10 protein-coding genes and 2 pseudogenes are annotated in these 7,131 nt (G+C 38.6%); 11 read left to right on the top strand and 1 reads right to left on the bottom strand.

Annotation, left to right across the window (positions count from 1 at the left end; genetic code table 11):
* Nucleotides 1–419 (top strand): annotated as a pseudogene (locus tag HT687_RS12055) (IS630 family transposase); the annotation flags it as partial.
* Between the two features lie 53 nt (nucleotides 420–472).
* Here HT687_RS12055 and HT687_RS10530 read toward each other — a convergent pair.
* Nucleotides 473–595 (bottom strand): chlorohydrolase, encoded by a 123-nt coding sequence (locus HT687_RS10530; RefSeq protein WP_152328687.1) that lies wholly within the window; start codon nucleotides 593–595, stop codon nucleotides 473–475.
* 30 nt (nucleotides 596–625) lie between these two features.
* On the opposite strand from HT687_RS10530, the gene HT687_RS10525 reads away from it, so the two are divergent.
* The 10 genes and pseudogenes from HT687_RS10525 (at nucleotide 626) to HT687_RS10480 (ending at nucleotide 6,851) form a co-directional block, all read left to right on the top strand.
* Nucleotides 626–859, top strand: a complete 234-nt coding sequence (locus HT687_RS10525) for a DUF1858 domain-containing protein (protein ID WP_000368739.1) — start codon at nucleotides 626–628, stop codon at nucleotides 857–859.
* Nucleotides 859–2,193: a DUF438 domain-containing protein gene (locus HT687_RS10520; RefSeq protein ID WP_023936611.1), complete on the top strand. Its 1,335-nt coding sequence runs from the start codon at nucleotides 859–861 to the stop codon at nucleotides 2,191–2,193. The genes HT687_RS10525 and HT687_RS10520 overlap by 1 nt, the downstream gene beginning before the upstream one ends.
* 9 nt (nucleotides 2,194–2,202) lie before the next feature.
* The gene (locus HT687_RS10515; RefSeq protein WP_000119707.1) at nucleotides 2,203–2,457 is read left to right on the top strand and encodes a DUF1912 family protein; all 255 of its coding nucleotides are present in this window, start codon (nucleotides 2,203–2,205) and stop codon (nucleotides 2,455–2,457) included.
* 95 nt (nucleotides 2,458–2,552) lie between these two features.
* Nucleotides 2,553–2,948, top strand: coding sequence for a helix-hairpin-helix domain-containing protein (locus tag HT687_RS10510; RefSeq protein ID WP_000038630.1), 396 nt, complete (start codon nucleotides 2,553–2,555; stop codon nucleotides 2,946–2,948).
* Nucleotides 2,949–3,230: 282 nt separating this feature from the next.
* Nucleotides 3,231–3,808 (top strand): annotated as a pseudogene (locus HT687_RS10505) (flavin reductase family protein).
* A complete protein-coding gene (locus tag HT687_RS10500; protein ID WP_000085194.1) occupies nucleotides 3,795–4,355 on the top strand; it encodes a GNAT family protein in 561 nt (186 codons plus the stop codon). Before HT687_RS10505 ends, HT687_RS10500 begins: the two are co-directional and overlap by 14 nt.
* Nucleotides 4,355–4,933 carry an AAA family ATPase gene (locus tag HT687_RS10495; RefSeq protein WP_023936615.1) on the top strand — a complete coding sequence of 193 codons (579 nt, stop codon included), beginning with the start codon at nucleotides 4,355–4,357 and terminating at the stop codon, nucleotides 4,931–4,933. Before HT687_RS10500 ends, HT687_RS10495 begins: the two co-directional genes overlap by 1 nt.
* A 296-nt stretch (nucleotides 4,934–5,229) precedes the next feature.
* Nucleotides 5,230–5,427 carry a hypothetical protein gene (locus tag HT687_RS10490; protein WP_007284866.1) on the top strand — a complete coding sequence of 66 codons (198 nt, stop codon included), beginning with the start codon at nucleotides 5,230–5,232 and terminating at the stop codon, nucleotides 5,425–5,427.
* A gap of 30 nt (nucleotides 5,428–5,457) precedes the next feature.
* Nucleotides 5,458–5,613: a hypothetical protein gene (locus HT687_RS10485; RefSeq protein ID WP_004237269.1), complete on the top strand. Its 156-nt coding sequence runs from the start codon at nucleotides 5,458–5,460 to the stop codon at nucleotides 5,611–5,613.
* 5 nt (nucleotides 5,614–5,618) lie between these two features.
* On the top strand, nucleotides 5,619–6,851 hold the full coding sequence (locus HT687_RS10480; protein WP_033606863.1) for a hypothetical protein: 1,233 nt from the start codon (nucleotides 5,619–5,621) through the stop codon (nucleotides 6,849–6,851).
* Nucleotides 6,852–7,131: the final 280 nt, after the last annotated feature.

Below are 7,131 nucleotides of genomic sequence, written 5' to 3'. Positions count from 1 at the left end.
CTATCGTCCTTATGCAGGGACTCCTAGAGGGGAGAAAGTCTATGAAAAGATTAGCGGACGTCGTTTTGAGCGAACTTCAATTGTTGCAGGACAAGTAGACAGAGAGTTTATAGCTCCCATGATTTACAAGAACAGCAGGACAAGCGATTTCTTTGTGGAGTGGTTCAAAACGCAACTCCTACCTGCTTTGAAAGACACCTCATGTTATTGTCATGGACAATGCTAGTTTTGATCCCAAGAACATTTTGGATGAACTCTGCATCCAAGATAAACACTTTTTCTTACCTCTACCACCTTATTCACCAGATTTGAATCCTATTGAGCAAGCTTGGGCTATCTTGAAAAAGAAAGTAACAGATTTATTAAGGGAAGTCCCAACTATTTTTGAATGTTTGGAACACTTTTTTAAAACTAAATGATTATATAAGCAGTAAAATCATTTTATACTCTTCGAAAATCTCTTCAAACCAGGTCAGCGTCCATCTGCAACCTCAAAACAGTATTTTGAGCTGACTTCGTCAGTTCTATCCACAACCTCAAAACACTGTTTTGAGCAACCTGCGGCTAGCTTCCTAGTTTGCTCTTTGATTTTCATTGAGTATTAGAACATACAAAGGAGGTCGTCATGGACAATATCATCGATGTGTCAATTCCTGTTGCAGAAGTGGTGGACAAGCATCCAGAGGTCTTAGAGATTCTAGTGGAGTTGGGTTTTAAACCCCTTGCCAATCCTTTGATGCGCAACACCGTTGGTCGTAAAGTATCACTCAAACAGGGTTCTAAGCTGGAAGGAACTCCTATGGACAAGATTGTCCGCACGCTGGAAGCAAACGGCTACGAAGTGATTGGGTTAGACTAATGGCAGATGAACGGATTCATATCCTACGGGATATTTTGTTAGAATTGCACAATGGTGCCTCTCCTGAGTCGGTTCAGGAGCGTTTTGATGCGACCTTTGCGGGTGTCTCAGCCATCGAGATTTCCCTCATGGAGCACGAGCTGATGAACTCGGACTCGGGCGTCACTTTTGAAGATGTCATGGAACTCTGTGATGTCCATGCCAATCTTTTTAAAAATGCTGTTAAGGATGTCGAAGTTGCAGATACCGAGCACCCAGGTCACCCAGTTCGGATTTTCAAAGAAGAAAATCTAGCCCTCCGTGCGGCCTTGATTCGTATTCGGAGATTGTTGGATACCTATGAGTCTATGGAAGATGAAGAAATGCTGGCGGAGATGCGCAAGGGCTTGGTGCGTCAGATGGGTCTTTTGGGGCAATTTGACATCCATTACCAACGTAAGGAAGAGCTCTTCTTCCCCATCATGGAGCGCTATGGACACGATTCACCTCCAAAAGTTATGTGGGGAGTGGATGATCAGATCAGGGAACTCTTTCAAACAGCTTTAGCGACAGCCAAGTCACTACCAGAAGTGTCAATTAGCAGCGTAAAAGAAGCTTTTGAAGCTTTTGCGACAGAGTTTGAAAGTATGATTTTCAAGGAAGAATCTATCCTTCTCATGATTCTCCTTGAGTCCTTTACTCAGGATGACTGGCTTCAGATTGCGGAGGAGAGCGATGCCTATGGCTATGCTATTATCCGTCCGTCTGAGAAATGGGTGCCAGAACGCCAGAGTTTTGTTGAGGAAAAGAGTGAAGAGGAGCCTGTACAGCTAGATACGGCAGAGGGTCAAGTTCAGCAGGTTATTGATACGCCAGAAGGACAGTTTACCATTACCTTTACCCCTAAGGAAAAGGAAGCAGTGTTGGATCGCCATAGTCAGCAGTCTTTTGGTAATGGCTATCTTTCAGTCGAGCAGGCTAATCTCATCCTCAATCACCTCCCCATGGAAATTACCTTTGTCAATAAAGACGATATTTTCCAGTATTACAATGACAATACGCCAGCTGATGAGATGATTTTCAAACGAACACCGTCCCAAGTTGGGCGCAATGTCGAACTCTGTCATCCACCTAAGTACTTGGACAAGGTCAAAACCATCATGAAGGGGCTTCGTGAGGGAACCAAGGACAAGTATGAAATGTGGATTAAGTCTGAGTCGCGAGGTAAGTTTGTCCACATCACCTACGCTGCAGTGCACGATGAAAACGGAGAATTCCAAGGTGTGTTGGAGTACGTTCAGGATATTCAACCCTACCGTGAGATTGACACGGACTATTTCCGTGGATTAGAATAAGGAGAAAAAATGAGTTACGAACAAGAATTTATGAAGGAATTTGAAGCTTGGGTCAATACCCAAATCATGATCAACGACATGGCGCATAAGGAAAGTCAAAAGGTCTACGAAGAAGACCAAGACGAACGTGCCAAAGATGCCATGATTCGCTACGAAAGTCGTTTGGATGCTTATCAGTTCTTGCTTGGTAAGTTTGAAAATTTCAAAGCAGGAAAGGGATTCCATGATTTGCCAGAAGGCTTGTTTGGTGAGCGAAATTATTAAACGAGATAGGTTCTTGATTTTTCACTAAAATCTTGATAGAATATTTATATTAAATCCTTGTCAGAGCAGGGATTTTTTATTGAAAGGATTTTATCATGTCAAAGAAACTCAATCGTAAAAAACAATTACGAAATAGTCTCCGTCGTGCAGGTGCCTTTTCAAGTACTGTGACTAAGGTTGTAGATGAGACAAAAAAAGTCGTGAAGCGTGCAGAACAGTCAGCAAGCGCAGCTGGTAAGGCTGTTTCTAAAAAAGTTGAACAAGCAGTAGAAGCTACCAAAGAGCAAGCTCAAAAAGTAGTTAATTCTGTAGAAGATTTTGCAGCAAACTTGGGTGGACTTCCCCTTGATCGTGCCAAGACTTTCTATGATGAAGGAATCAAGTCTGCTTCAGATTTCAAAAACTGGACTGAAAAAGAACTCCTTGCCTTGAAAGGAATCGGCCCAGCTACCATCAAGAAATTGAAAGAAAATGGCATCAAGTTCAAGTAATTTTTCTTGAGTCTTGCATTTCCGAGAAAAACTTGCTACAATAGAGCCATTAGAGGTGTTTTGAATCCTACATTTTACAGAAAGTGGCGGCGCTGAGAAGTCCACAAATGTGTCAAAACTGGTTGCTAATGACTGAAAAAATGAAATATTTCTGTCTTTTTATTTTAAAGACTAAAGATGCGGGCTTGGCCCGAAATTGGGTGGTACCGCGGATAAACACATTCGTCCCTGTCATGTAGATGGCAGGGATTTTCTTTTGCGTCTTAGTCAAAGGAGCTTGTTATGAAGCAATCTTTTAAAACAAGTAAACTCTATTATGGTTTTCCTATCTTCATTTTGGGGTATCAGGATCAGAATTTTGGACACAATATTACGACCTGTAGCTCCTCTTATAGCTTGGGAGATTGGCTAGTCATTGGTGTTGGTGCTGAAGAAAATGCGACTGAGCAGATTAAGCATTATCAACAGTTCACCGTGAATATCCCTGATGAAAATCTCATGCTCGAGATGGAGCAGGCTGGTTTTATCAGTCATAGAGAGAAATTGAAACACCTGGGGCTAGACTACGAGATTTCTGAACGGACTCAGGCACCGATTTTAGAGGTTTGTCCAGTCGTGTTAGAATGTCAGGTAGATAGGATTGATGAGGAAGAGGGAATTTGTCATATTTTCGCTAAGATTGTTGAGCGATTTGTTGACCCAGAACTTTTGGATGAAAAGGGACATTTTAGAAATGACCGTTTTGCACCTACTTACTTTATGGGGATGGCCACTAGCGCGTTTATCGCTATTTAGATGACCGAGTAGACCCTATGGGGAGCTTCATTAAGAAAGCGAGGATGAAGGATGTCAAGAGCTGAATTACCAGAACGATTAGAAACCGAACGACTCGTCCTACGAGTTCGTACAGTGGCAGATGCTGAGGATATCCATACCTACGCTAGTTTGCCAGAGGTTGCCTATCCAGCTGGCTTTCTACCCGTCAAGACCTTGGAAGATGAGATTTATTATCTGGAGCACATTCTTCCGGAGCGTAATCAAAAGGAAAATCTCCCAGCAGGCTACGGGATTGTCGTCAAAGGAACGGATAAGATCGTTGGCTCTGTCGATTTCAACCATCGCCATGAAGATGATGTGCTGGAAATCGGCTATACCTTACACCCAGACTATTGGGGGCGAGGTTATGTGCCAGAAGCAGCGCTTGCCTTGATTGACTTAGCCTTTAAAGATTTGGGTCTTCACAAGATTGAACTAACTTGCTTTGGATATAACCTTCAAAGTAAACGAGTCGCGGAAAAGCTTGGCTTTACCCTCGAAGCTCGCATAAGAGACCGAAAGGATGTTCAAGGAAACCGCTGTGACAGTCTGATATATGGTTTGCTGAAGAGTGAGTGGGAGGTGATTTGATGCATCTTTTCATCATTGGGGCTCCAGCATCAGGAAAAATGACCATTGGTCAAGAGTTATCTCGACTGACAGATGCTACCCTCTTTTATAACCATCAAGCCATCGATTTTGCACTAGAAATCTATCAGGACTTTACAGAGGAAATGTGGGAATTTGTTCGTGGAATTACCTTTTCTTTCCTTGGAGCAAGTGCAAGAAATCAGCGATCAGTAATTTTAACTGACGTAATTGATTTTTCAAATCAGTACCAGCTGATGTATTTAAAGCAAATTCAGGATTTATTGGATAACTTTCATCAAGAGATTCTGTTTGTTGAGTTGGAAACAAGTCTTGAAGAGCGTTTACGTCGAAATCGAACGGAGAATCGATTAAAGCACAAACCCTTAAAACGACATATTGAGGTATCTGAAAGAGAAATTTTGGAGACTACTGAAACACTTCAATTAAATTCCCAACATCAACTAAATGAGTTGCACCACTACCTTAAAATAAATAATACGAATTTGTCTGCAGAAGAAGCTGCTAAGCAAATTCAAAATAAAATGAATACAATAGAGAAAGGACACACACATATCTAAACAACTTCATGAAGACGTTCTCAAGACTCAAGAAGTTCAAAAGTCTCAATCTTTTTCGTTCGTGATTCCTACCACCAAATGTAACTGGAAAACTCTACCTTAATCGCGCTTGGAGTACACCCTTCAAAGTAAACGAATCACAAAGAAACTGGGATTTCCCATTTAAGCCTGTATCCGAGGTCGTAAGAATATCCAATACAGCAGAGGTAGAGTTTGATTTATTGAAGAATGAGTTAGAGGAGAAAATAGATGGCTAAAAAGAAAAATAGAAAAAAGAATTAAACCGCCAGCAAAAGTTGGATATCAAAGTCGTTTCTGAAGAAGAGGTTGTCTGGACAGAACTACTGGCTAAAAAACCAACTTTTGTAGAACGTCGGACCATTCAAAATTTCGATGAACTACATACAACAGTGATGCAATATGCTGATGAACATGGAGAGTATCCAGATGTTCAGCTAATCAATTACCAACTGAAAAATAGGATTTTTGATTAGAATCAGGATCATGCTTTATTTAGAGAAGCTATGCATACTCCAAATACACAGAAGCGAAATGAACTGTTAAAACAAGTTTTAAAGATCAATCCAGATTATTTTGCTGCTGATTTTCACCCATTCTTATCAGAGGTTGAAGATTTTGATTTACCAACCTTTAGATTAGATTTAGGAGGCAAAGATTGAAATTAATGTATTATTTTAATACTGACAATAGATTGAAGAATCTTTTTGCTCAAACTTGGAAAATACTTATGTATGCGCTAACGTATTTTCCAATAATATCTCTAATTGTATTCTGTCTTACCGATTTTAAATTAGTTATAATTTTACAATTTGCCTTGATACTAATATATGTGTTTAACTATAAAAATCGATTTAATAAGTTTAGAGTTTTTCTTACTAAAAGTACTAAATCTTTAGCTTTTATGAACGCATGGGATGGAATATTTTGCGGAATCTTGACTTACATTCTTTATAACCTAAATCTAGTTGAATCAACTTTAATCAACTTATCTCAATATTTTTTTATTAATTATGGCATAAGTAAAAATCACATAAATAACTGGATTATCATTGTAATACTTTTAATATTACCATTTGTATTATCTGTTATAAAAACTGTAGGATCAATCAAGATATTTCAAAAAGTTAATAAAATAGATATCGTAAAGGGAAAGACACTGTGGAATGTATATGCCACGATGCTTATTATTTCGTTTTTATGGTATTATATCTATATTTATTACTTTATTTCTAAAGCTATTGATTTTCATTCCGATTTAATAACTGACATTTTTATATTTAATTCATTTATTGCGCTTTATTTAATATTCTGGTGGAGAATTCATAATCTAATTAGACATGGTGCAAAAGATACCAAAGAAGTAATAGCATCATGGCTAACTGGAACAATCTGTATATTGTTGTTAGCAATATTTAATCAAGTTGAAAATGAATTAATAAATGCTTTAACCTGGTTTTTGCCAATATTAATTCCTAGTCTAATTGGAGAAATAAATTCTCAATTTGATACAAAAAAATATAAGAAAAAACCAATAAGAACTGAGAAAATGGATAGACACCTCTATCGAACTCAACTATATAGTTTTCTTACTCTATTAATGTTGAGTATTATTCCAAAGTTAACCGAAATTATTTGGGGTTTAAAGATTAAGATGAAATTGGTCGAATTTATAACTCCCGCAGCTGATTGGATGTCTGAATTATTTGCCTCAACTATAATTATTTTCGTTTGTTTCATATTATCATTAGTTATTGGGAAGGCTATAATTTGGTTATTACAGTATTTCTATTTAAACACCCATAATGGATATTACGTGTATCGTGACAACATGCACAGTGTATTAATAAATCGTAGATATAAAAGAAATATTCATAAAAGGAGAAAAAATAATGTCTAATCAACTTTCACCTAAATACACTCCATCCTATGTTTAGGCTGGTCGTTACAAAAATGCCTTGATACGGATGTTTTCAAGCCGGCAGGAGATCAAAAGGCTAAGCCTTATTCAATCGTGATTCCCACCACCAAATGTAACTGGAAAAAACTCTACCTTAGTCACGCTTGGGGGATAACTTTCAAAGTAAACGAATCACAAAGAAACTGAGATTTCCCATTCAAGCCTGTAGCTGAGTCCCAAAGGATATCTAAGCCAGTTGAGTCGGGTCTATTGAAGAATG

The organism is Streptococcus sp. 1449 (assembly GCF_013276805.1).
In the GTDB taxonomy this organism is placed as follows: Bacteria; Bacillota; Bacilli; order Lactobacillales; family Streptococcaceae; genus Streptococcus; species Streptococcus pseudopneumoniae.
Note: the sequence above shows the minus strand (reverse complement) of the source record. Positions and strands in the feature narration are given on the sequence as shown.

Coding starts and splice junctions, on each gene's coding strand:
- HT687_RS10530 (WP_152328687.1), bottom strand. CDS start 595: ATGAAAATCAAAGAGCAAACTAGGAAGCTAGCCGCAGGTTGCTCAAAA.
- HT687_RS10525 (WP_000368739.1), top strand. CDS start 626: ATGGACAATATCATCGATGTGTCAATTCCTGTTGCAGAAGTGGTGGAC.
- HT687_RS10520 (WP_023936611.1), top strand. CDS start 859: ATGGCAGATGAACGGATTCATATCCTACGGGATATTTTGTTAGAATTG.
- HT687_RS10480 (WP_033606863.1), top strand. CDS start 5,619: ATGTATTATTTTAATACTGACAATAGATTGAAGAATCTTTTTGCTCAA.
- HT687_RS10510 (WP_000038630.1), top strand. CDS start 2,553: ATGTCAAAGAAACTCAATCGTAAAAAACAATTACGAAATAGTCTCCGT.
- HT687_RS10515 (WP_000119707.1), top strand. CDS start 2,203: ATGAGTTACGAACAAGAATTTATGAAGGAATTTGAAGCTTGGGTCAAT.
- HT687_RS10495 (WP_023936615.1), top strand. CDS start 4,355: ATGCATCTTTTCATCATTGGGGCTCCAGCATCAGGAAAAATGACCATT.
- HT687_RS10485 (WP_004237269.1), top strand. CDS start 5,458: ATGCATACTCCAAATACACAGAAGCGAAATGAACTGTTAAAACAAGTT.
- HT687_RS10500 (WP_000085194.1), top strand. CDS start 3,795: ATGTCAAGAGCTGAATTACCAGAACGATTAGAAACCGAACGACTCGTC.